Genomic DNA, 22,245 nt, shown 5'->3' with positions numbered 1-22,245 from the left:
GAGCTTCCAGGCGGAAGTGCGCCAGCGTGTGTGGGGGGCAACGCGAAGGGTTGCCCGCAGCCGAAAACGGCTTACAGGTGGCTGTCCAGGAATGCGGTCAGTTGCGACTTGGATAGCGCGCCGACCTTCTGGGCGGCCACAGCGCCATTCTTGAACAGAATCAGCGTCGGGATGCCGCGAATGCCGAACTTGGCCGGCACGCCCTGGTTCTCATCGACGTTGATCTTGGCGATCTGCACTTTCTCGCCGTAGTCCTTGGAAACTTCGTCCAGGATCGGGGCGATCATCTTGCAGGGACCGCACCATTCGGCCCAGAAATCGACCAGCACGGGTTTGTCGGACTTGAGCACGTCTGCCTCGAAGGACGCGTCGCTCACATACTTGATCTGTTCGCTCATGGCGGGAACCTCTGTTATTTCGTAAAAGCTGGCGACGTGCGCCGAACCCATACATTACACGATTACACGAACCGGCGTGTATTGGGACCACTGTCGGCGCGGGTGCTGCTGATATAGTACCGAGGCCCCCATTTTCAACCGATTTGACCGTTGATTGTGGCTATCGCGCCGATAGCTGCAGGTCTTCGCTTCCCGGTATATCGCCCTATTCCACGCATGCAGACGCTTGCCTTCGCGCCTGGCCCAGCATTTCTTTCCCGTGCCGCCGACGCTGCATGGCGCTTTCTGGATGCGCATGCGCAAAACTCTGGCAGCGCCACGATCGTCGTGCCGACCGCCGCGCAGATACCGGGCGTGCGCAGTGCCCTGCATGCCAGCGCGCAGGCGGCCGGCACGCTGCGTTTGCTGCCGCGCATTCTGACCTTGGGGCATTGGTTGCTCGATTTGCCGCCGGAAGCAGGTTTGCCCGCCGCGCGCACGCCGCTGTCGCGATTGCTTGCGGTGCAGCAGGCCCTCAAGACACAGGCTTGGCTGCGTGAAGCGCTCGGTGCGCAGGACGATGCCGCCCTCTGGGGCGTCGCGCAGGTGCTCGTGACGGTGTCGGATGAGCTGTCGCAACGCTGGCTGACGCTGGACGCTGCGCACAGCGGCGCAGATGGACGGCCCGATGAGCTGGAGTCGGCGTTGGCCGAGGCGTTGGAGCGCACCTACGCGCAATTGTCCGAACGCTTTCTCGGTACCGAATCGCGCATTGTGCTGACGTTCTGGCGCTTGCTGTCAGGCGCGACGGACCCGATTCCCATGCGCTTGCGGGCCATGCGGCGTCTGCTTGACGAACTGGACGGCCCTGTCGTCTGGATGAGTCCGACGGACGCCGAGGCGGTCGATCTGGATTTCCTGCAGCGCGCCGCGGAGCGCGTGCCGGTGCTGAGCATCGGCTACGACTGGAATGCGCCCGAGACCGGTACATCTGCGGCGCCTTCCACGCATGCGGATTTTCGCGACCTGCTGCTGCACGCGTGGCCCGAATGCGCGACGGCCGCACAGGCTGCGGACGATGGTGCCGATGCGCAGATGCCGGCGCCAATCCTGCGCATTGCCGGCGCCGCGCGCTTTGAGGACGAAGCGGCCTTCGCTGCGCATACGCTGGTCGATTGGCTGAACGCCGGACGCCGCTCGTTGGCGTTGGTGGCGCAGGATCGCATCGTGGCGCGGCGTGTTCGCGCGTTGCTGGCGCGCGTGAACGTGCCGGTGCGGGATGAGACCGGCTGGAAGCTTTCGACGACGCGCGCCGCCGCAGCGCTCATGCGCTGGGTCGACGTGGTGCAGGGCGACGGCGATACCGCGGCGCTGCTGGATCTCGTCAAAAGCCCATTCTGTTTGCGTGACGCCGATGCCGGCACTGCCACGCCTGCATGGGTCGCAGAACTGGAGCGCCGGGTGCGCCGGCACAACGTTTCGGGCGGTTGGGGGCGGTTGCGCCGACTGGTGGCAGACCGCTCCGCCAATGAAGCCGATGGCGAAGTAAAGGTCAGCCGCCTGGCCGATCGCCTCGGTGTGTTGGCTGACGAAGCGGCGTTATGGCGCCGGGCAGGCAGCGCGACGCTTGACGCGTGGGTAACGCTGCTGGCCGGTACGCTCGATCGCCTGCATATGCGCACCGGCTTGCAGAACGACGATGCCGGCCGCCAGTTGCTGGATTGGATTGATCGTCTGCGCACATCGATACACGGCAGCACCGATGCGGGCGCGCGGTTCTCGCTCACCGAGTGGCGTGCGTTGCTGTCGATGCTGCTCGAATCCGCGGTCTTCAGCGAGCCTTCACCGCCGGCGGATCGGCGCGTTGTCATCCTGCCGCTGAATGGCGCGCGCATGCGGCGCTTTGATGGCGTGGTGGTGGTCGGCTGCGACGATGCGCAGCTGCCGTCCGCACAGCCGGAGTGGCTGTTTTTCTCCAACGACGTGCGCCGTGAATTGGGTTTGCCCGACCGCGCCCAGCGCTTTGCGCAGCAGGCGCGGGACTTGGCGGAAGTGCTGCTCAATCAGCCCGAGGTGGTGTTGTCCTGGCAACGCCACGGCGGACGCGGCGAGCCGCATCGCCTTTCCGGCTGGCTCGAACGCCTGCAACGCCGGTTGGCGGTGAGCGGCGTGCATATCGATACGTCCGTCACGTTGCCGAGCCTGCAGACCACCAGCCAGCCGACCGACATGCCGGCACCCTCCGCGCCAATGCTAGTGCCGTCCACGCTGAGTGCGGCTGCTTACAACAGCCTGCGCCGCTGTCCTTACCAATTTTTCGTCGGCCGCATGCTGCGCCTGGGCGAGTTGGAAGAGGTGTCCGACGAGCTGGAGAAACGCGACATCGGCGAGATTTTGCACGCGATCCTGCATCGCTTTCACCGGCAGTTGCTGGAAGCGCCGATGCACGATCCGGCGGATCGTCAGGCATTGCTGCAGGCCATCAGCGACGAGCAGTTCGGCCCGCTCCTGGCCGATGACGGCAACGCGCTGCGCTTCTATCGGCGCTGGCTTGGCGTGATGCCGTCGTACCTGGCATGGCAGGCCGCGCGCGAGGCCGACGGCTGGCGCTTTGAGGCGGGCGAGGTCGATGTCGATACGTCCATCACGTTGCCGGACGAGCGCCCGCTGCGCCTGCGCGGTCGCATCGATCGCATTGACGTGCACGACGAACACGGCGTGGCGGTGCTCGATTACAAGACGCAATCGCAAATGGTGCTCGTGCGTCGCGCCAAGACGCCGTTTGAGGATTGCCAGCTGCCGTTCTACGGCGTGCTCGATGCGCGTGCGGACTCCGGCGGCTGGGTTTCGCTGGACGGCGAGGCGCGCGGGGACAAGCGCGATGTTGCATTGCCCGACTTCACGCAAGTCGTCGAGTGGTTGATCGAACAGATGCAAAAGGACATGACGGCCCTCGCCGCCGGTGCGCCGCTGCCGGCATTCGGTGATGAATCGGCGTGCCGCTATTGCGCGGCGCGTGGTTTGTGCCGCAAGGGGTATTGGACCGACGGCGCGCCCCGCGAACCGGAGGATGAGGCATGAGCGATCACGCTTACGAACGCGACGGCGCGGCCGTCTCGCCCGAGGCTTTTTCGCGCGCGGCGTGCGATCCGCAGCGCTCGGTGGTCGTGGAAGCGTGCGCGGGCAGCGGCAAGACCTGGCTGCTGGTCACGCGCATGTTGCGCTTGCTGCTGGCAGGCGCTGCGCCGGCGGACATTCTCGCCATCACGTTTACGCGCAAGGCGGCCGAAGAAATGCGGCAGCGTTTGCTCGACATCCTCGCGCAGCTGGCCAGCGCCGACGATGAAGGCGTCGTGCGAGAACTCATCGCGCGCACGGTGGATGAGCGCGATGCACCGGCGCTGATCGAGACCGCGCGCGGGCTGTATGCGCGCGTGCTGGAATCGCCGTCGCGTATGGCGATCGATACGTTTCACGGCTGGTTTGGTTCGCTGCTGCGCGGGGCGCCGTTGTCGTCTGGCGTGCAGCAGGGCGCGTCGTTGCGTGAAGACGCCGGGCGGCTGCGGCGTGAAGCGTGGGCGCCGTTCTGGCGCGGCTTGCTCGCCGAGGATCACGCTGAATTGCGCGCCGCGTATGAAACGCTTGCCGATCTAGTCGGCGATTTCCAGGCCAGTCGCCTGCTCGACGCCATGTTCCATCAGCGCAGCGATTGGTGGGCGTACAAGACGCAGGCAGGCGGTCGTCCGCTGGATGCGTTGGATGAGCTGCTCGGCGACGATGCGACGGTCGACCCGCTGATCGAAGCGCTGCAGGATGCAGCGTTGCTCGCCGACATGCTGCGCGTGTCCGGCTGGCTCGGGCAGGGCGGTGCGGCCGAGGGCAAGCGTGCGGTGGCCATTGAATCTGCGGTCACCGCGGCGCGCGGAATGGACCTGTCGGATGAGGCAGCCCGCGCGCAGGCCTTTGACGTGCTGTTTGCCGCTTTCCACACGCAGGCCGGCAAGGCGCGCGCGTGCAAGCCGACCAAGGCGCTCATCAAAGCCGTCGGCGACGAGCACGCGCAAACGCTGGTGACCTTGCACACCACGCTCTGCGAGGCGCTGACCACCATCCAAGCCCGCCGCCAGGAAGCCCGCGTGCGCGCCGTCAACGCTGCATTGTTTGCGCTGGGCGACGCGCTCATCGATCGCTATCAGGCGTACAAGCGCCAGGCGCGGGCGATGGACTTCACCGATCTCGAATGGGAAGCGGCGCGCCTGATGCAGCAAGACGATACCGCCGCCTACCTCCAGGTGCGGCTCGACGCGCGCTACAAGCATCTGCTGCTCGACGAGTTTCAGGATACGAACCCGATGCAGTGGCGCATCCTGCAAGGCTGGCTGGCCGGCTATGCGGGCACCGGCACGCAGCCTAGCGTGTTTCTGGTGGGCGATCCGAAGCAATCGATCTACCGTTTCCGCCGCGCGGATGCGCGATTGTTCGATGCTGCGCGGGAAATGCTGGTCGCTGAATTCAACGCGACCGTGCTGCGCACCAACCGCACGCGTCGCAATGCGCCGGCCGTGCTGGAGTGGGTCAACGCCGTGTTCCTGCAGGCGCGGGCGCGCGGCGACTATCCCATCTACGCTGAGCAAAGCACCGCCGTGGATGCGCCTGTGGGCCAAGCGCTGCTGTTGCCGCTGGTGCCCGTGCCTGAAGTCGAGCAGGCCGACGAAGCTGCACCCCGCGATACGCTGACCGAACCGCGCGAAGAGGCCGGCGATTCGCAGCGATATGCGGAAGGCCGCCAGGTGGCTGCGTGCCTGCATGCGTTGCACGCGAATGAGCGCATTCGCGAAGGCGGTGTCGAGCGTCCTGTGCGCTGGAGCGATTTCCAGCTGCTCGTCCGCCGCAAGCGCTATCTCGCCGATTACGAACGCGCGCTGCGCGACGCGGGTGTGCCTTATCTGAGTCCGCGCCGCGGCGGTCTGCTCGCAACGCTCGAAGCGCTCGATTTGTGCGCGCTGCTCGATTTCCTGATGACCCCGCAGGCCGATTTGTCGCTCGCGCATGTGCTGCGCAGCCCGGTCTTTGCCGCCTCGAACAACGACCTCATCGCGCTGGCGCAGTTTGGCGAAGGTGCCGTCGCATTGACATGGTGGGAGCGGCTGACCGCGTTGGCGGGTCACGCTGACGCATCGGCGACTTTCCGTTACGCGCATCGCATGCTGTCGCGTTGGCTGGCGGTGGCGCCCACGCTGCCGGTGCACGATCTGCTGGATCACATCGTCTACACCGGCGAACTCAAGCGCCGCTACGCTGAGCGCGCACCCGCCGCCAATCGCGACCAAGTACTCGCCAACCTGGATGCATTTTTGAAGCTCGCGCTCGATCTGGACGGCGGCCGGTATCCGAGCCTGCCGAAATTCATGGCGGAGCTGCGCGCCATCCGCCAAGGCGACGAGGACGAAAGCCCCGACGAAGGCATGCAGGGCGACACGGACGCGCCGGATGCCATTGACGCCGAAGTCGCCAGCGAAGGGCTCGACGCTGTACAGATATTGACCGTACATGCGTCGAAGGGGCTCGAAGCGCCGTTCGTCGTTTTGCTCGACAGCCATCACAGCGACGCGCGCGTCGACACCGCCGGGATCTTGATCGACTGGCCGCCCGGCGCGCCGGCACCCGCGCATTTCTCGGCGTTTGGCAAGACATCCGAGCGTGGCTTGGCGCGCGAGTCTCTCTTCAAGCAGGAAAACGAGCTTGCGGAACGCGAGAACTGGAACCTGCTCTACGTGGCGATGACGCGCGCGCGGCAAGCGCTGATCGTTTCCGGCGTCGCCAACAAGCGTGATGCCACGGCGGCCCAATCTGTCGACGAGGGCGATGCGCCCGAAGTGGACGGCACGGCCAGCTGGTACACGTTGCTCGCTACGGCAGGCGTCGCATCACCCGCGCCGATGCTTGATGGCGCAACCGATTCGGCCGTCAACGCGGCCGCGGCGGAGGCCGTTTCCTACCACGACTTCCGCGCGCCGCTGACGGTGACGGTGCGTGTCGGTGCGGCTGGCGCATCCGCCGAGGGGCCCGCCGATATCGTGTTCGACCAAGGCGCCGTGGCGCAGGGCGAACTGCTGCATGCGGTGCTCGAGCGCCTGACGCGCCGGGGCTTGCCCGAACAGGCGCCCGACGCCGAGACGATCGCGCGCTGGTTCGGCGCGACCGGCGTCACGCAAGCCGATGCCACACGTGCCGCCGATGCCGTGCGCCGGATGCTTTCCGCCCAAGCGCTGGCGCATGTCTTCGACCCCGCGCACTTCGACGCCGCGCATAACGAGATCGAATTGTTCGGCCCCGACGGTGCGCTGTTGCGCATCGATCGCCTGATCGAACGTGGCAGCGACATCCTCGTGGTCGACTACAAGCTGCGCCTGCTGCCCGTCGAACGCGCCGCCTATGCGGACCAGCTGCGCGGCTATGTGGCCGCCGTCGCGCCGATGTATCCGGGGCGCAGCGTGCGTGCGGGCGTGGCGACTGCGCAAGGGGAGTGGATCGGCCTGGATGCGCTGCCCAAGCCGGTACAGGCGTCACACGACGACAGCCAAGGCGCGTTGTTCTGACGCGGGCAGGACAGACGAAAAGGCGAAGGGTGATGCGGAAGGGAAAAGAGAAGGGGGACGAGCCTGACCCTCGGCACTGGCGGAAAACGGCTGTGGCTGCTTCGTTCCCGACCTGACCAGGTTGACCGCGCCACCATGCGAGGAGGCCCGTCCGACCGCCATTGTAACCGACTCGCACGTCCCCACTTGAATATCCTTGCAATTCGCTCGGCGCGCATGGCGGTTGACCCCTCCAAAACCGCGTCGGAAATCCACCTCGCTTTGCTACAATCCGCCGCATGAGTTATCAAGTGCTCGCCCGCAAGTGGCGCCCTCGCGATTTCACCACGCTGGTCGGTCAGGAACACGTGGTGAAAGCGCTCACGCATGCGCTCGAACAGCAGCGCCTGCACCACGCATACCTGTTCACGGGTACGCGCGGTGTCGGCAAGACGACGCTGTCGCGCATCCTTGCCAAATCGCTCAATTGCGTCGGCGCGGACGGGCAGGGCGGCATCACTGCGCAGCCTTGCGGCGTGTGCCGCGCCTGTACCGAGATCGATGCCGGGCGCTTTGTCGATTACATCGAGATGGATGCCGCCTCCAACCGCGGCGTCGACGAGATGGCGCAGCTGCTGGACCGTGCGGTCTACGCGCCCACAAGCGGCCGCTTCAAGGTCTACATGATCGACGAAGTGCACATGCTGACCAACCACGCCTTCAACGCGATGTTGAAGACGCTGGAAGAGCCGCCTGAGCACGTCAAGTTCATCCTTGCCACCACCGATCCGCAGAAGATTCCGGTGACGGTGCTCTCGCGCTGCCTGCAGTTCAACCTCAAGCAGATGCCGCCGGGACACATCGTGTCTCACCTCGATCGCATCCTCGGGGAAGAGGGCATCGCCCACGAGCCGAACGCGCTGCGTCTGCTAGCGGCGGCCGCACAAGGTTCGATGCGCGACGCGCTTTCGCTCACCGATCAGGCCATCGCGTACAGCGCCGGCGAGGTCAGCGAAGCCGCCGTGCGCGGCATGCTCGGCGCAATTGATCAAAGCTACCTCGTGCGGCTGCTCGACGCGCTGGCGGATGAGAACGGCGCCGCGCTTGTCGAGATTGCGGACGAGATGGCCGGGCGCAGCCTGAGTTTTTCGGGCGCGCTGCAGGATCTTGCATCGCTGTTGCAGAAGATTGCACTGGCGCAGGTCGTGCCTGCCGCTGTGCAAGACGACTGGCCCGAGGCCGACGACGTGCGCCGGCTTGCCGAGCGGTTCGATGCGCAGTCGGTGCAACTGTTCTACCAGTTTGCCAATCTGGGCCGCAACGAATTGGCGCTGGCGCCGGATGAGTACGCCGGCTTCACGATGACGCTGCTGCGCATGCTGGCGTTCCAGCCCGGGCAGTCGGGTGGGGACGCGGTGCCGCCTTCGGGTGGCGGCGGCGGGAAGCGCGCGATGCCCTTGGCGGCAACACCGGCCACGTCGACGCGTCCTGCCGTCACAGCGACTGCGCCGGTCACCGCACCGGCTACCCAGGCCGCGCCAGTGGCGACGCGTGCGGAGCCGATGGTTGAGGCGCCGCGTGCGACTTATCAGGCGACCCCGCCGGCGCCCGCGCCGGTACCCGTTGCAGCCGCTGTGCAGGCGCCGGCTGCGGCACCCGCGCGTCGCTCGCCGGCCATGGAGGCATTGGCCGCTGCGCGCCAAGCGTCGAGTCGTGGTCGGGGCGGAGCTTCTGCACCTGCCGCCACGCCGGTAGCGGCGCCGGCACCGGTCGCGCGTCCTGCTCCCGTGGCAGGCCCGCGCCCGAATCCTGCTGTGCCGGCATCAGCCTCATCGCCGCAGCGGCGTGAACCGCCGGTTGCGGCTGCTGCACCTTCCGACGACGGCCCGCCGCCTTGGGATGAAATGCCGGGCGAATTGGCTTCGCCGTCGCTTGAAGAGATGGATGCGGCGTTTGCCGGCTGGGATTCCGCTTCGAGCGTGCGCCCTGGAGCGCCTGAGCCGGCAGAACGTCCGGCACAGATCGAGGCGCCGGTAGCCGCGTCGGCACCGACCAAGGCAGTCGCCCCAGAGCCGGTAGCCCCAGCTACGCCGCCTGACCTGAGCGCCAGCGGCCTCACCACCTTCGATGGCAATTGGCCGGCGTTGGCCGCTAGCCTGCCGATACGCGGTCTGGCCCAGCAACTGGCTTACCAGAGTGAGCTGGCAGCCGTGGAAGGCGTCACGATGCGCCTGCGTGTGCCGTTGCCTCCGCTGACCGATGCCAACGTCGTCGAGCGCCTGGAAGCCGCATTGACGGAACACTTCGGCACGCCCGTTCGCGTGGCGTGCGATATCGGACCGGCACGCGCCACCGCCGCAGCCGTCGACGCCGAGCAGCGTGCCGAGCGCCAACGCAATGCCGAAGACGCCATCGCCGCCAACCCGTTCGTGCAGGCGCTGGTGCGGGACTTTGCCGCGCAGGTTGTGCCCGGTTCAATCCAACCGCACGCGCACTGAACCGACTTCCAAGACTGAACATTGAACATCGGCGCGCCCATGAGAGCGGCGCGCCTTGCATGACCCATTTCAAGGAGCAACGACCATGATGAAAGGCCAGATCGCCGGGCTGATGAAGCAGGCCCAGCAGATGCAGGAAAACATGAAGAAGGCGCAGGAGCAGCTTGCCCTGATCGAGGTGGAAGGCGTGTCCGGCGCGGGCCTCGTGAAGGTCGTGATGACCTGCAAGAACGACGTGAAGCGCGTGTCGATCGATCCGAGCCTGCTGGCCGAAGGCGAAGACAAGGATCTGCTGGAAGACCTGATCGCCGCCGCGTTCAACGACGCCGTGCGCAAGGCCGAGACCACTACGCAAGAGAAGATGGGCTCGCTCACTTCCGGTCTGGGTGGCATGGCGAGCATGCTCCCGCCCGGCTTCAAGCTGCCGTTCTAAACAAAGCCCGCCAGGATCGCGCCATGGTGCTGCATCCGCGCTGCTGCACGTCAGGCCCGGCCAGGAGGCCGCCTTCGAGGCGGCCTTCGGCGAGGCGCGTCACATCATCGGTGCGATGCGGGGGTTCGTTTCGCTGTCGTTGTCGCGCTGCATGGAGCGGGCGAGCGACTATCTGCTGCTCGTGCAGTGGCAGACGCTGGAAGACCACACCATCGGCTTCCGGCAGTCGCCCGAGTACCAGCGCGGGCGTGCGCTGCTGCACCACTTCTACGATCCAATGCCGGAAGTGCTGCACCACAAGACTGTTCTGGAGCACGCGTGATGCGTAACGCTCCAGGCACGCCGTCGGCGCTGCAGATGCTGGTCGAGGCCTTGCGCGTGCTGCCGGGGGTCGGCCCCAAGTCCGCCCAGCGCATGGCTTATCACCTGATGCAGCATGACCGCGAGGGCGCGGCGCAGCTGGCCCAGGCGCTGTCTGACGCGACGGAATCCATCCAGCATTGCAGCCGCTGCAATACCTTTACCGAGCAGGAAGTTTGCGAGACCTGCCTGGACACGCGCCGCGATGCATCGGTCTTGTGCGTGGTGGAAACGCCCGCTGATCAGATGATGATCGAGCAGACGCTGACCTATCGCGGCCAATACTTCGTGCTGATGGGGCGGCTCTCGCCGCTGGACAACATCGGTCCGAAAGAGATCCACCTCGAACGCTTGCTGGCCCGTGCGACCGATCCTGCGCTGGGCGGGCCGTGCACTGAGGTCATTCTCGCCACCAACTTCACCAGCGAAGGGGAGGCGACGGCGCACTACATCGGCGAGATGTTGAAGGCCCGCGGCATCAAGGCAACGCGTCTGGCGCGTGGCGTGCCGGTGGGCGGTGAGCTGGAATACGTGGACGCGGGCACCATCGCCCGCGCGGTGCTGGATCGGCGTCAGCTCTGAGCCGGCGCCGCTGAACGTCAGAACTCGGTATGCAGGCGCGTACCGAAAAATACGGCGGGGCCGCGATCCGCGTTGTAGCCGGGGTTGCGAATCCATTGCACATCGGCGCTGACCCACAGGTGCTTGGTCGCCTGGAAGCTATAGAACGCCTCGACGATCTGCTCGGGCGCGTAGTTCAGCTTGCCGTCTCCCAGGAATACGCCCACGCCGCCTTGCTGCAGGTAGCGGCGGTGATCCGGCGACAGCATGTTGATGGCCGCGGCCAGGCCTACCGTGTCTTCCGAACGTCCCCATTTGCTGCCCTTGACGATCGTGCCGAACGACACCGAACGGTCGATTTCCGTGAAGGCGTAGGTTTCCGTCTTGCCGTCCGCCCACGACGCACGAGCGAAGACGCCAATGTCGTCGTTGATCTGCTGTTCGCCGCCGATGCCGACACCGACCTTGGTGTTGTCGCGTCGCGTGAGGCTAACATCTGGCGCGCTGTCTGTCGATTGACCCAGGGCGAGGGCATCGTTGTAGCGCGCCATATTGGTTCGGTTGCGGAACAGCATGACGCGCAGCTTGCCTGGCTGGCCGGCAAGCGTGTGGCTGCGCTCGACTTCAAAGACATCGCCGTAGTGGCGGCCGATGCGTGTGTCCAGCGGCAAGCCGTTGGACTCTTCGGGCTGGATGAAGCGGCCGATGCGGTACGCCCAGTCGCCGTCGTAATACTCCAGGGCCGCGCCCCAGGTGTAGCCGCGGGCATCGGCGGCGTAGTCGAACGCGCCGTGCGTGAGGAATGACCAGTTCAGGAATTGCGTGCGCGGGTCATGTGCGTACGTGACGCTGTCGAACACGTCCAGCACCGAAAAATTACCTGCCGTAACGACCAGGCGACGCTTGTCGACCGGGCCGGCAAACTGGTTCATCTCGGCTTCCTGGTCTTCGGTGCCGCCGCCCAGGCCAACGGTCTGGCGGAAGAAGGCGCGTGCGCGGTAGAGCGTCGGATCCGGGCCGGCCGTCTTTGCCAGCTCACCGTTGGTGAATCCGGCCAGACCATGCAGGCCCGAGAACGGCTGACCGAGCGCCATTTCGGGGTTGATATGGACTTCGGCGCCTTGCCAGAGGCGCATGCCCAGATCAAGCGTCGTCGTGACCGAATAGCTCGTCGTCGACTTGCCCGACAGGCTGTTCGGCCCGCTGTACGGCGAGTGGAACGACAGGTCGTGCTGCCAGACGTACGTCGCCTGGCCGTGGACGGCAAAGCGGTCTGGATCGTTGATCGCCCACTTGCTGCTGTCATCTGGTGTGCTTTCAGCTGCCAAGGCGTGGCCGGCGCTCAGGGAGAGCGCGCACAGGGCAGTCAGGCGGGCAAGACGGAACGGAAGCAACATGGCAGCAAGCAGGGAGAACGCCGTTAGAATCCCTTCTCGGATCGGGGAACGGCCAAAAGCCCGCCATGTTAACCGTGGGCGGATGACGGCCGGATGAAACGCGCAGGAAACATGCCCTGATATTGCATCGATGTTGTGTATTTCCCACCTTCAGCTCTCCGCGATGAATCTCGCCCGCTTCGATCTCGTCACCCTTGGCCTGTTTGTGGCGGTGGCCCGGCTGGGCAGCATCTCGGCTGGGGCCCGCCAATCGCACTTGGCCGTGGCCGCGGCGAGCAAGCGGATTTCCGATCTCGAAGCGGCCGTAGGCGCGCCGTTGCTGTATCGCCATGCCGCGGGCGTGGAGCTGACTGAAGCCGGCCAGGCGTGCTTCCGCCACGCCGTGGGCATCCTGCAGGACGTCGAGCGCATGGCGGGTGCGTTGTCGGACTTTGCCGCCGGAACGCGGGGGCTGGTGCGCGTGTGGGCCAACACCTCGTCGATTACGCAATTCCTGGCCGACGACCTGGCCGCGTTCATGCTGGCCAATCCGGCCATCCGCATCGCGCTGGAGGAGCAGGACAGCGGCGATATCGTCGCCGCGCTGCGCGAGAACCGGGCGGATCTCGGCATCTTCGCGGCCGGTACGCCGTGCGACGGGCTGCAATCGTTCGACTACCGCGAAGACGATCTCGCCTTGGTCACGCCGCGCGGACATCCATTGGCCGGGCGCAAGCAGGTCCATTTCGCCGACGCCGTGGATTTCGACTTCGTCAGCCTGCCGCCAGGCACGTCGCTGGCCGCGCAGCTGGTCGACGAAAGCCTTCGCCTGGGCAAGCCGCTGCGCCTGCGCATCCAGGTACGCAGCTTCGAAGCCGTCTGCCGGATGGTGGCCTCTGGTCTGGGCGTGGGCGTGTTGCCGCGCATCGCCGCACAAGGGCATGTATCGAGCCTGCCGGGCGCGGGTCTGGCGCTCGTGCCGCTCCAAGACGAATGGGCACATCGCCGCCTGCTGGTGGGCGTGCGCGACCCCGATGCGCTGACCAGTTCCGCGCGCCTGCTGATGACGCATCTGCTCGGCAACCCCACCGCACTCTGAATTCAACGCTTTCCATACGACCATGCCGACACAGGTTTTGCAGGACATCCGTGTGCTCGAACTCGGGCAGCTGATCGCCGGGCCGTTTGCTGCCAAGACGCTCGCCGACTTTGGCGCCCAGGTCATCAAGATCGAGCCGCCGGGGCAAGGCGATCCGCTGCGCAAATGGCGGATGCTGCATGAGGGCACGTCAGTCTGGTGGGAGGCGCAATCGCGCAACAAGCAATCGGTCTGCGTCGACTTGCGTGTCCCGGAAGGGCAGGAGGTTGTTCGCAAGCTGGCTGCTGAAGCCGATGTGCTGATCGAAAACTTCCGCCCGGGGACGATGGAAAAGTGGGGGCTGTCGTACGAAGCGCTTTCCGCCATCAACCCGAAACTGATCATGCTGCGTGTGTCGGGCTACGGCCAGACGGGCCCTAAACGGGATGAGCCGGGCTTTGCGGCCATTGCCGAAGCCATGGCCGGCCTGCGCTATTTGACCGGTGAGCCGGGGCGCCCGCCTGCCCGGGCGGGGCTGTCGCTCGGCGACACCATCGCCGGTTTGCATGGCGCGTTGGGCGTGCTGCTGGCGCTGTACGAACGCGACGCGCGCGGCGGCAAGGGGCAGGTGATCGACGTGGCGCTGTATGAATCCGTGTTCAACCTGACGGAGAGCCTGCTGCCGGAGTATTCGGTGTTTGGCGCGATCCGCCAGCCGGCGGGCGGGGCGCTGCCGGGCATCGCACCGTCGAACGCCTATCGCTGCGCCGGTGGCGAATACGTTCTGATTGCCGCCAACGGCGACAACATCTTCCGCCGCCTGATGCAACACATGGGCCGGCAAGACCTGGCTGACGATCCCGGCCTGGCCCGCAACGACGGCCGCGCCGCGCGTGCCGAGGAAATCGACGCAGCCATCAACGCGTGGACGAGCACCTTGCCCATCGCAGATGTTCTGACCGCGCTGCATGCGGCCGAAGTGCCCAGCGGCCCGATCTACACCATCGCCGACATTGCCGCCGACCCGCACTACCGCGCACGCGGCGTGATCGAAACCGTGCGCGCGCAGTCGGGCATCGAGGTCGAGATGCCGGGCGTGGTGCCGAAGCTTTCCGCCACGCCGGGCGCCGTGCAGGCGAGCGCGCCGCGCCTGGGCCAGCACACGCGGGACGTCCTGCGCGGCCACGGCCTCACCGATGCGCAGATCGACGCGCTCGTTTCGCAGGGCATCGTTGCCGAAGCCAAAAGCTAAGCAGCTAGGACGATCCCGCATGTTGTGTTGCAAATCGTTGCGGTAATATCGCCGCCAAGGCAGTGAACGCCACAGAACAGGAGACAGGCATGGGGACACGAGTCATTGGGCGCTGGGCAAAGTGGATGGGCGCAGCACTGTGCGCGACAAGCCTGCTGGCTGCCAGCCCCGCCGTTCTGGCACAGGGCAAACCTGAAAAAAGCAAGGTCACCATCGCGGTGGGCGGCAAGGCGCTGTTCTACTACCTGCCGCTGACGATTGCCGAGCGTCTGGGTTACTTCAAGGACGAAGGCCTGGACGTTGAAATCGTCGACTTTGCCGGCGGTGCAAAAGCGCTGCAGGCTGTGGTCGGCGGTAGCGCGGACGTCGTGAGCGGTGCCTACGAGCACACGCTGGTGCTGCAGGCCAAGGGCCAGATGTATCAGGAGTTCGTGCTGCAAGGGCGCGCACCGCAGATCGTGTTGGCGGTCAACAATAAGACGATGCCCAACTTCAAGTCGATTGCCGATTTGAAGGGCAAGAAGATCGGCGTGACGGCGCCGGGTTCGTCGACCAACATCATGGTCAACTACGTGCTGGCGCGCGCCGGCATCAAGCCGAACGAAGTGTCGATCATCGGCGTGGGCCCGAGCAGCGGGGCGATTGCGGCCGTACGCGCAGGCCAGATCGACGCCCTGGCCAACCTGGACCCCGTGATGTCGATGCTCACGCAGAAGAATGAAGTCCGCGTGGTTTCGGATACCCGCACGCTGGCCGATACCAAGGCGGTGTTTGGCGGCAACATGCCGGCCGGCTGCCTGTACGCGTCCACCGCGTTCATCCAGAAGAATCCGAACACGACGCAGGCGATGACCAACGCCATGGTGCGCGCGCTCAAGTGGCTGCAGAAGGCAGGCCCCTCGGACATCGTCAAGACGGTGCCCGAAGCCTATCTGCTCGGCGACCGTGCGCTGTATTTGGCGGCATGGGAGAAGGTGCGTGAGGCGATCTCGCCGGACGGCACGATGCCCGCCGACGGCCCGACCACGGCGCTGCGTACGCTCTCGGAGTTTGATGCGGAAGTGAAGGGCAAGCAGATCAAGCTCGACCAGACCTTCACCAATACCTTCGTGCAGAAGGCCAACGCCAAATACAAGTAAGTTCCACAGGCTTTCAGCAACGCGCCCGGTTTTGCCCGGGCGCATTGCTTTTGGACCGCAGACCATGCCCCATCCCGCGCTTTCGTTCGATCAGATCACCTGCACGTTCATCTCGCCCGATACGCCGGGCCAGCGTTACACCGCCGTGCAAAACACCTCGCTGGAGGTGCAGGCCGGCGAGTTCGTCTCGGTGGTCGGCCCCACCGGCTGCGGCAAATCCACGTTGCTGAATCTGGCGGCGGGCCTGTTGCAGCCGTCTTCCGGGCAGGTGCGCGTGTTTGGCGAACCGCTGGTCGGCATCAACCGTCGTGCCGGCTACATGTTCCAGGCAGAGGCGCTGATGCCGTGGCGCAGCGCGCTCGACAACGTGATGGCCGGGCTGGAGTTTCGCGGCATGCCCGACAAGGAGGCGCGTGACCTCGCCATGTCGTGGCTCGCCCGCGTCGGGCTGGCCGGGTTTGAAGACCGCTATCCGCATCAACTCTCCGGCGGCATGCGCAAGCGCGTGAGCCTCGCGCAAACGCTGGTGCTCGACCCCGACATCATCCTCATGGACGAGCCGTTTTCCGCGCTCGATATCCAGACGCGCCAGCTGATGGAAAACGAGGTGCTCGACCTCTGGGCCGCCAAGCGCAAGGCGGTGCTGTTCATCACGCACGATTTGGACGAGGCGATTGCCATGAGCGACCGCGTGGTCGTGCTGGCGGCCGGCCCCGGCACGCACCCGATCGGCGAATTCACCATCGATCTGCCGCGCCCGCGCGATGTGGCCGAGATTCGTGACCAGGCCGGCTTTGTCGACCTGCACTCGCGCATCTGGGACGTCCTGCGCGAGGAAGTCCTCAAGGGCTATGCGCAGCACCGCCGCGTGGCTTGACCTGAATCTGATCGATTGCATCCATGGCTAACCGTCCGCTTTCCCCCATCGCGCTGCGCACCTGGCAGCTTGGCCTGCTCGTCGTCACGTTGGGCGTGTGGCACTTCGCCACGCGCTCGCAGGAAGTTGCGTTCTTCTTCGGAGAACCGCTCATCGTTGCCCAGCGCATCTGGGCGTGGTTCGTTTCTGAAGGCGATATCTATCAACACCTTGGCGTGACGTTGGCCGAGACAGTGCTGGCCTTTGCCATCGGCACCGCCACTGGCCTGGGCGCCGGCTTGTGGCTGGCGCTGAGCCCCGCGGCTTCGGCGGTGCTGGATCCGTACATCAAGGCGGCCAATTCGATGCCGCGCGTGATCCTGGCGCCGATCTTCGGCGTGTGGTTCGGGCTGGGGATCTGGTCAAAGGTCGCGCTGGCGGTGACGCTGGTGTTCTTCATCGTCTTCTTCAACGTCTACCAGGGCGTGAAGGAAGTCAGCCCGGTCGTGCTGGCCAATGCGCGCATGCTAGGCGCATCGCAGCGGCAACTGCTGCGTTTCGTCTATCTGCCGAGCGCGACGAGCTGGGTGTTCTCGTCGCTGCATACGTCGGTGGGCCTGGCGTTCGTCGGGGCAGTGGTGGGGGAGTATCTCGGCTCCGCCCGCGGTGTGGGCTACCTGATCCTGCAGGCAGAGGGCACGTTCGACATCAATACCGTGTTTGCGGGCATCGTCGTGCTGACGGTCTTCGCGCTGGTCCTGGATTGGCTCGTCGGCTTGATGGAAAAACGCCTGATGCGCTGGCAGCCGAAAAGCGGCGAGACGGAAAAGCTCTGAGCGCGCGCGGACGACGCAAACGTCACATCGACCCTGTCGTGAGCAGGGTCATGCAACTAGACGGTCGGTCTACTACAATGCCACCCATCATGAGCAAGCACCCCGAACCCGTCACCGCTGAAGGCGCCGAAGCCCGGCACGACACCCGCGACCGCATCCTGGACGCCGGTGCCGAGCTGATCCTCGGGCGCGGTTTTTCGGCCGTCGGATTGGCGGAAATCCTGGGCCGTGCGCAGGTGCCGAAGGGTTCGTTCTATTACTACTTCGGGTCCAAGGAAGACTTTGGCGTTGCCATGCTGGAGCGCTATTTCCAGGACTACGACGCGGGCGTTGTCAGCCTCTTCAACGACACGCGCATCACCGCCCGTGAACGGCTGCTGCGCTATTTCATGGCCTGGATCGATCTGCACGAGCGCAGCGCATGCGAAGTCACGTGCCTCGCGGTCAAGCTGTCGGGAGAGGTGTCGGATTTGTCGGAGCCGATGCGCAAGGTGTTGTCGGCAGGGATGACGCGCATGGTCGAGCGCATCGCCACCGCAATCGAGGCCGGTGTCGCCGACGGTTCGTTGGCGCCCGCGCAGGACGCGCACGAACTGGCCGAAGGCCTGTACGCCATGTGGATGGGCGGTGCACTGCTGGCCAAGGCGCACCGCACGGTCGACGCGTTCAAGAGCTGTGTCGCGCAAACCGAAATGCTGCTCGCCAAGCCAAAACACTGATTCCAATCTGAAACCCATTGCCGGCGAGGCACGTTCCTCGCTTTTTCTTTGATTCCGGTTCTAGATGACCGGTCGAATAGTGCCTTTCAGGAGCTGATATGACTCAACAACTGCTGTCCCCGGTTCAGACCGGCCGTACGACCCTCGCCAATCGTGTCGTCATGGCGCCGCTTACGCGCTCGCGCGCTGGCCAGCCGGGTGACGTGCCGACCGAACTGAACGTGACCTACTACGCCCAGCGTGCCACTGCTGGCCTCATCGTCACTGAAGCGACGCAAATTTCCCGCCAGGGCCAGGGCTACGCCTGGACGCCGGGCATGTACACCGACGCACAGGAAGCCGGTTGGAAGGCAGTGGTGGATGCCGTGCACGCCAAGGGCGGCCGCATCTCGCAACAACTGTGGCACGTGGGCCGTATTTCGAACACGTTGCTGCAGGAAAACGGCCAGGCTCCCGTCGCGCCGTCCGCCATCGTCGCCAAGGGCGCGCAGAGCTTTGTCGTCCAGCCGGACGGCACGCCCGCCAATGTGCCGACCAGCGAGCCGCGTGCCCTGGCCACGGAAGAAATCCCCGGTGTGATTGCGCAATACCGCCAGGCCGTGCTGCGTGCACGTCGCGCCGGTTTCGATTTCGTTGAAATCCACGCCGCCAACGGTTACCTGCTGCACCAATTCCTGTCGACCAACAGCAACCAGCGCACCGACCAGTACGGCGGCTCCCTGGAAAACCGCGCCCGACTGATTCTCGAGGTCGTCGACACCGCCATCGCCGAGATTGGCGCAGACCGCGTCGGCATCCGCCTCTCGCCGCACTTCGTCGCGCACGACATTGCCGATGAACAAGCTGAAGAAAGCGCCCTGTACCTTGCGCGCGAGCTGACCAAGCGCGGCATCGCCTACCTGCACATCGCGGAGCCGGATTGGGCCGGCGGCCCCGAGCTGAGCAACGATTTCCGTCGCCAACTGCGCGACGCCTTCAAGGGCACGCTCATCGTGTGCGGTCAATACACGGCGGAAGAGGGCGAACAGATGATCGCCTCCGGTCTGGCGGATGCCGTTGCGTTCGGTCGCCCGTTCATCGCCAATCCCGATCTGGTGGCGCGCTTCCGTGCCGGCGCATCGCTCAACAAGCCGGATCGCGCAACGTTCTACGGCGGCCAGGAAAAGGGCTACACCGACTATCCGACGCTGGAAGAAGCGGCCTGATAGACCGTTGCATCAAAGAAGAAAGCCGCGCAGGCGATCAACCTGCGCGGCTTTTTTCGTTCAGCGCTGACGTTTTTAAGGCTGGATCACGACCTTGCCCGTCACCTTGCGCGCCGCCATGTCCAGCAGCGCCTGCGTCGTCTGCTCCAGCGGATAGCGCGCAGAGATATGCGGCCGGATCTTGCCTTCCTGCATCCAGCCGAGCATCTGCATCATGTTCGCCAGATTCGCCTTCGGCTCGCGGCGCGCGAATTCGCCCCAGAACACGCCCACCAGCGACGCGCCTTTCAGCAACGCCAAATTCAGCGGCATCTTGGGGATCTCTCCGTTGGCAAATCCGACCACGAGGTAGCGGCCCCGCCAGGCGATCGAGCGGAACGCCGGTTCCGCGTAGATGCCGCCGACCGGGTCGTAGATCACGTCCGGGCCTTTGCCGTCGGTCAGTTCCTTGATGCGCTCGCGCAGGTCTTCGGTCGAATAGTTGATGAGGGCGTCGGCGCCGTGGTCCTTGCAGACCGCCAGCTTCTCGTCGCTCGATGCCGCAGCGATGACGCGCGCACCGATCGCCTTGCCGATCTCGATAGCGGCCAGTCCGACACCGCCTGCGGCGCCGAGCACGAGCATCGTTTCGCCGGCCTTCAGTTGCCCGCGATCGACCACCGCGTGGTGCGACGTGCCATAGGTGAGCGTGAACGCGGCAGCGGTGTCGAACGCCATGCCCGGCGGCATTGGCATCACTACCTTGGCCGAGGCCTTGACCTGTGAAGCAAACGCGCCCTGGCCAAGAAACGCGATCACGTGGTCGCCGGCCTTCAGATGCGACACGCCTTCGCCGACCGCATTGACCACACCCGCGACTTCCGAGCCGGGCGTAAACGGCAGCTCCGGCTTGAACTGGTACTTGTTCTGGATGATGAGCACGTCAGGAAAATTCACCCCCGCGGCCTTTACGTCGATCACGACTTCGCCGGCGCCGGGCGAGAGGTCCGGCAGCGTTTCGATCACCAGCGATTCGGGCGGGCCCCAGGTCTTGCAGACGACGGCTTTCATCATGTGTCTCCTCAACAGTCTTGCGTTGGATTGTTCGCCATCTCGCATGCATTGCACGCGATCTCGTCCGGCAGTGTAACCGAATAAAAGCACGGTCGTTCGATTTGGCCGGGCGCGATGAATCCCGCGGCTTGTCGATGCATTTTTTGTAAGCGTGCAGACGTATGCGCGAGCACGATTCGCGAACGTTGCTCGGTTACAATCCGCGCCATGCATATTCTCATTGCCAACGACGACGGATACCTCGCCCCCGGGCTCGCGGCGCTGTATCGTGCGCTGAGCCCGCTGGGCCGCGTGACGGTGGTCGCGCCGGAGCAGAACCACAGCGGCGCCTCCAACTCGCTTACGCTGCAGCGTCCGCTTTCGGTGTTCGAGGCGACGGAAGGTGCCCAGAAGGGTTTTCGTTTCGTCAACGGCACACCGACGGACTGCGTGCACATTGCGCTGACCGGCATGATCGAAGAGAAGCCCGACTTGGTCGTCTCCGGTATCAACCAGGGCCAGAACATGGGCGAAGACGTGCTGTATTCCGGCACCGTCGCCGCCGCCATCGAAGGCCATCTGTTCGGTATTCCGTCGATTGCGTTTTCGCAAGTTGACAAGGGCTGGACGCACCTCGACGCCGCCGAGCGCGTGGCCCGCGAGGTGGTCGAGCGCTATCTGTCCGATCCGCTCGATGGGCCGGTCCTGCTGAACGTCAATATCCCGAATCTGCCGTACGCCGAGCTGGCGGGTTGGCGTGCGACGCGTCTGGGCAAGCGGCACCAGTCCCAGCCGGTGATCCGTCAGGCCAATCCGCGCGGCGAGCCGATCTTCTGGGTTGGTGCCGCCGGCGATGCTAAAGACGCCAGCGAGGGCACCGATTTCCACGCCGTTGCGCACGGCTTCGTCTCGCTGACGCCGCTGCAGCTTGATCTGACCGATACGGCCCAACTGCGCACCGTGCGCCGCTGGCAGACGCCATGATCGGCATGGTGGCTCATGTCTGAACGTCCGCGCGACCGGCGTTTTCCGTTGACGCTCGATGCAGTCGTCGAGCGCAAGCCCGTGGAGCGCCAGCGTGAAACGCGCATCTCGTCCGGGGTGAGCGCGGTGTCACGCCCTACGCCGGCGCGTGCGGCATCGGTCGAGCGCGCGTCGCCGGCTTCCGCCCCGGCACCTGCGCCGCAGCGCGTGGCGGGTGTCGACGCTGCGGTCGGCGCCGTTGCTGCGAGCGCGGTGCAGGCCCGCACAGCCGCAGCACATGCGGCGGCTGGCGGTATGGCGTCGGACCGTGCGCGTCAGGCATTGGTCGGTCGGGTGCAAGCCGGCGGCGTGAGCGACAAGCGCGTGCTGGCAGCCATCAGCACCGTGCCACGCCATTTGTTCGTCGATGCCGGCCTGGCTTCGCAAGCCTACGAAGATTCCGCGTTGCCCATCGGCCATCAGCAAACGATCTCGAAGCCGTCGGTGGTCGGACGGATGATTGAGTTGTTATTGAGTGGGCGGCCCAGTCGCACCGGCCTGCCGCTCGCGCGCGTGCTGGAAATCGGTACCGGCTGCGGCTACCAGGCCGCCGTTCTGGCGCAGCTCGCCGACGAGGTGTATTCGATCGAGCGCGTTCGGCCGCTGCATGAAAAAGCCAAAGCGAACTTGCGGCCACTCCGCGTGCCAAACATCCGTCTGCACTATGGCGACGGCATGCTCGGGCTGCCGAAGGCCGCGCCGTTTGACGCCATCATCCTGGCGGCGGCGGGGCTGGAGGTGCCGCAGGCGCTGCTCGACCAGCTCACCGTTGGCGGCCGGCTGATCGCCCCTGTGGCCACCGACCGCAGCAGCGGCCCGGCGCAGCAGCTCGTTCTCATCGAGCGCCGCAGCCGCTTCCAGTTTCACAGTACCGCGCTTGAAGGCGTTTTCTTTGTCCCGTTAAAATCAGGAACTGTTTAGC

Annotated in this window: 18 protein-coding genes and 1 other RNA gene; 15 read left to right on the top strand and 4 right to left on the bottom strand. The window is 65.5% G+C overall.

Features of this window, described 5'->3' with window-relative positions; translation table 11 throughout:
* Window positions 1-71: 71 nt before the first annotated feature.
* Window positions 72-398: a thioredoxin TrxA gene (trxA, locus tag ABIC76_RS19330; RefSeq protein ID WP_004626253.1), complete on the bottom strand. Its 327-nt coding sequence runs from the start codon at window positions 396-398 to the stop codon at window positions 72-74.
* A 216-nt stretch (window positions 399-614) separates the two neighbouring features.
* Between trxA and ABIC76_RS19325 the strand changes: the two genes are divergently transcribed.
* Window positions 615-3,458, top strand: a complete 2,844-nt coding sequence (locus tag ABIC76_RS19325; RefSeq protein WP_354534932.1) for a PD-(D/E)XK nuclease family protein — start codon at window positions 615-617, stop codon at window positions 3,456-3,458.
* Complete coding sequence (locus ABIC76_RS19320) at window positions 3,455-6,976, top strand: UvrD-helicase domain-containing protein (protein WP_354534931.1); 3,522 nt, start codon at window positions 3,455-3,457, stop codon at window positions 6,974-6,976. Before ABIC76_RS19325 ends, ABIC76_RS19320 begins: the two co-directional genes overlap by 4 nt.
* 53 nt (window positions 6,977-7,029) lie before the next feature.
* On the opposite strand, the gene ffs is transcribed toward ABIC76_RS19320, so the two are convergent.
* Window positions 7,030-7,128: signal recognition particle sRNA small type (ffs, locus tag ABIC76_RS19315), an RNA gene on the bottom strand.
* 126 nt (window positions 7,129-7,254) lie between these two features.
* Between ffs and ABIC76_RS19310 the strand changes: the two genes are divergently transcribed.
* The 4 genes from ABIC76_RS19310 (at window position 7,255) to recR (ending at window position 10,828) form a co-directional block, all read left to right on the top strand.
* The gene (locus tag ABIC76_RS19310; protein ID WP_354534930.1) at window positions 7,255-9,453 is read left to right on the top strand and encodes a DNA polymerase III subunit gamma/tau; all 2,199 of its coding nucleotides are present in this window, start codon (window positions 7,255-7,257) and stop codon (window positions 9,451-9,453) included.
* Between the two features lie 85 nt (window positions 9,454-9,538).
* Window positions 9,539-9,886 carry a YbaB/EbfC family nucleoid-associated protein gene (locus ABIC76_RS19305; RefSeq protein WP_027677651.1) on the top strand — a complete coding sequence of 116 codons (348 nt, stop codon included), beginning with the start codon at window positions 9,539-9,541 and terminating at the stop codon, window positions 9,884-9,886.
* A 40-nt stretch (window positions 9,887-9,926) separates the two neighbouring features.
* Window positions 9,927-10,208 carry an antibiotic biosynthesis monooxygenase family protein gene (locus ABIC76_RS19300; protein ID WP_354535066.1) on the top strand — a complete coding sequence of 94 codons (282 nt, stop codon included), beginning with the start codon at window positions 9,927-9,929 and terminating at the stop codon, window positions 10,206-10,208.
* Window positions 10,208-10,828: a recombination mediator RecR gene (recR, locus tag ABIC76_RS19295; protein WP_102066993.1), complete on the top strand. Its 621-nt coding sequence runs from the start codon at window positions 10,208-10,210 to the stop codon at window positions 10,826-10,828. Before ABIC76_RS19300 ends, recR begins: the two co-directional genes overlap by 1 nt.
* A 17-nt stretch (window positions 10,829-10,845) precedes the next feature.
* On the opposite strand, the gene ABIC76_RS19290 is transcribed toward recR, so the two are convergent.
* Complete coding sequence (locus ABIC76_RS19290; RefSeq protein WP_354534929.1) at window positions 10,846-12,204, bottom strand: carbohydrate porin; 1,359 nt, start codon at window positions 12,202-12,204, stop codon at window positions 10,846-10,848.
* 163 nt (window positions 12,205-12,367) lie between these two features.
* Here ABIC76_RS19290 and ABIC76_RS19285 point away from each other — a divergent pair, with 163 nt between their 5' ends.
* From ABIC76_RS19285 to ABIC76_RS19255, 7 genes are all read left to right on the top strand, one after another.
* Window positions 12,368-13,282: a LysR substrate-binding domain-containing protein gene (locus ABIC76_RS19285; RefSeq protein ID WP_354534928.1), complete on the top strand. Its 915-nt coding sequence runs from the start codon at window positions 12,368-12,370 to the stop codon at window positions 13,280-13,282.
* A gap of 22 nt (window positions 13,283-13,304) precedes the next feature.
* On the top strand, window positions 13,305-14,513 hold the full coding sequence (locus tag ABIC76_RS19280; RefSeq protein ID WP_354534927.1) for a CaiB/BaiF CoA transferase family protein: 1,209 nt from the start codon (window positions 13,305-13,307) through the stop codon (window positions 14,511-14,513).
* A gap of 89 nt (window positions 14,514-14,602) precedes the next feature.
* Window positions 14,603-15,652 (top strand): ABC transporter substrate-binding protein, encoded by a 1,050-nt coding sequence (locus tag ABIC76_RS19275; protein WP_027677646.1) that lies wholly within the window; start codon window positions 14,603-14,605, stop codon window positions 15,650-15,652.
* Between the two features lie 64 nt (window positions 15,653-15,716).
* Complete coding sequence (locus ABIC76_RS19270) at window positions 15,717-16,529, top strand: ABC transporter ATP-binding protein (RefSeq protein WP_027677645.1); 813 nt, start codon at window positions 15,717-15,719, stop codon at window positions 16,527-16,529.
* A gap of 23 nt (window positions 16,530-16,552) precedes the next feature.
* Entirely contained in the window at window positions 16,553-17,344 is a 792-nt protein-coding gene (locus tag ABIC76_RS19265) for an ABC transporter permease (RefSeq protein WP_354534926.1), read from the top strand.
* A gap of 89 nt (window positions 17,345-17,433) precedes the next feature.
* Entirely contained in the window at window positions 17,434-18,063 is a 630-nt protein-coding gene (locus ABIC76_RS19260; protein ID WP_354534925.1) for a TetR/AcrR family transcriptional regulator, read from the top strand.
* Window positions 18,064-18,161: 98 nt separating this feature from the next.
* Window positions 18,162-19,268, top strand: a complete 1,107-nt coding sequence (locus ABIC76_RS19255; protein WP_102066998.1) for an alkene reductase — start codon at window positions 18,162-18,164, stop codon at window positions 19,266-19,268.
* Between the two features lie 75 nt (window positions 19,269-19,343).
* Here ABIC76_RS19255 and ABIC76_RS19250 read toward each other — a convergent pair whose 3' ends face one another.
* Entirely contained in the window at window positions 19,344-20,318 is a 975-nt protein-coding gene (locus tag ABIC76_RS19250) for an NADPH:quinone oxidoreductase family protein (protein ID WP_009238416.1), read from the bottom strand.
* Window positions 20,319-20,528: 210 nt separating this feature from the next.
* Between ABIC76_RS19250 and surE the strand changes: the two genes are divergently transcribed.
* Window positions 20,529-21,284 (top strand): 5'/3'-nucleotidase SurE, encoded by a 756-nt coding sequence (gene surE / locus ABIC76_RS19245; protein WP_354534924.1) that lies wholly within the window; start codon window positions 20,529-20,531, stop codon window positions 21,282-21,284.
* Between the two features lie 15 nt (window positions 21,285-21,299).
* Window positions 21,300-22,244 carry a protein-L-isoaspartate(D-aspartate) O-methyltransferase gene (locus ABIC76_RS19240; protein ID WP_354534923.1) on the top strand — a complete coding sequence of 315 codons (945 nt, stop codon included), beginning with the start codon at window positions 21,300-21,302 and terminating at the stop codon, window positions 22,242-22,244.
* Window position 22,245: the final 1 nt, after the last annotated feature.

The sequence above is a fragment of the Ralstonia sp. 1138 genome, from assembly GCF_040544795.1.
Taxonomy (GTDB): Bacteria; Pseudomonadota; Gammaproteobacteria; order Burkholderiales; family Burkholderiaceae; genus Ralstonia; species Ralstonia flatus.
This window is presented reverse-complemented; position numbering and strand designations above follow the sequence as displayed.